This is a genomic window from Microbacterium sp. Bi128 (assembly GCF_918698205.1).
Map to the genome: position 1 here is coordinate 1 of NZ_CAKKMM010001134.1, position 1,675 is coordinate 1,675.

Consider the following 1,675-nt stretch of genomic DNA (forward strand, 5'->3'; position numbering starts at 1 on the left):
CCCCGAGACTGCGGAGAGGATTGCGGCTGAATCCTTTGCCCGGGGTCTGCTCGTGGAAACGTCCGGACCCGAAGGGGAAGTGGTCAAGACGATGCCCGCGCTGACTATCAGCCCCGAGGATCTTCAGAAGGGACTCGATATTCTCGCTGCGGCCGCAGTGACTGTGACCGGGGAGCCGGTGGCCTTGGGATCAACCATTTGAGCATCCGATCAGGGCGAAACGGCTCGAAGGGGCCAGTGCCCCTTGCAAGAATCGAAGTAGATTTCGGGGAGCAAAATGGGTACCCGCAAGGCAACAGCTTTCAACGACAGTGATCTAGCGGAAACCGACCGGGCGATTCCCCCGGGTAGTGTCATTGTTCAAAAGTTTGGCGGTTCGTCCCTGGCGGATGCCGCGGGTATCCTCCGGGCAGCCGAGCGGATCGCCAAAACACGGACCAACGGCTATCGGGTCGTGGCGGTGGTGTCCGCCATGGGGGACACCACCGATGAACTCTGCGATCTTGCCGCGGAAGTTTCCGCCCGGCCCTTGCCTGTGGACCTTGACGCCCTGCTGAGCATCGGCGAGCTTGTGTCCTCGGCCCTTTTGGCGATTGCCCTGGCGGATCTCGGCCAGCTGCCCCGCACATTTACGGGCAGTGCGGCCGGCCTCATTACCGACAACATCCACGGCAAGGCACACATCACCGATGTCAGGCCGGACCGCGTCCGCAGTAGTCTGGCCCGTGGCGAGGTCCCCATCGTCGCAGGATTCCAGGGCAGGACGCAGAAACGGAACAGGGTGACCACGCTCGGCCGCGGCGGCTCGGATCTCACAGCGGTCGCCCTGGCCGCTGCGCTCGAAGCCGATATTTGCGAGATATACACGGACGTCGACGGCGTCTACACCGCGGACCCCCGGGTTGTCCCGACGGCGCGGAAGATCGAGATCCTCTCGAGCGAGGAAATGCTTGAGTTCGCCGCCTCCGGCTGCAAGGTATTGCACCTGCGGTGTGTTGAATACGCCCGCCGGTTCGGTATTCCGATCCATGTGAGGTCCTCCTTCGTGCCGGAGCCCGGGACGTTGATCCTGCCCGGCCTTGACCGTCATCCACTGCTCCAGCCCGCCAGGGAACAACCCGAGGTGACCGCTGTAGCCGGGGTCAACTCGGCGTCGAAAATCACTGTCGTGGGAATTCCGGACCAGCCGGAGAGCATGGCGCGCATCTTGCATGTCCTCTCTCGGTCCGGGGCGCATGTCCAGGCAATTGTCCAAAATACGGCCGGCCCCGGCCCGAGGCGTTCCGATGTTGCACTGATCGTGCCTGCTGCCCATGCAGGTAACGCCCTTGCTGTGCTGGATGCCGAAAAGGGAAGCATTGGATTTGAAGGTTTGCAGCACGACGACCGGGTGGGCCGGGTGTCCATTACTGGACTGGGCATGCGGTCGTCCCCGCAAATCTTCTGCACCTTCCTCAAGGCCCTGTCCGACGCCGACGTGGAGCTCGATCTCGTCGACATCTCCGAGACGTCCGTGGGGGCTGTCACGCACGCCGACCGGCTCGCGGATGCCGAGCGCGCTGTCCGGCGGGCCTTCGGCATGACCCCGGCGGACGAGGCAACGGCGGCCGGTCATGAAGGCCATCTCACACGCGCTGTTGGCCCCCCGCTCCAGACGTGGGTCCCGATTTCCGGC

At 64.0% G+C, this 1,675-nt stretch carries 1 protein-coding gene and 1 pseudogene; both read left to right on the top strand.

The genetic code is table 11. From position 1 onward, the window contains the following. Nucleotides 1–202, top strand: a pseudogene (locus LQV45_RS30515) (diaminobutyrate--2-oxoglutarate transaminase); the annotation flags it as partial. A 75-nt stretch (nt 203–277) separates the two neighbouring features. After that, the coding region (locus tag LQV45_RS30520; RefSeq protein ID WP_230010981.1) for an aspartate kinase at nt 278–1,675 on the top strand (1,398 nt) is incomplete at its 3' end.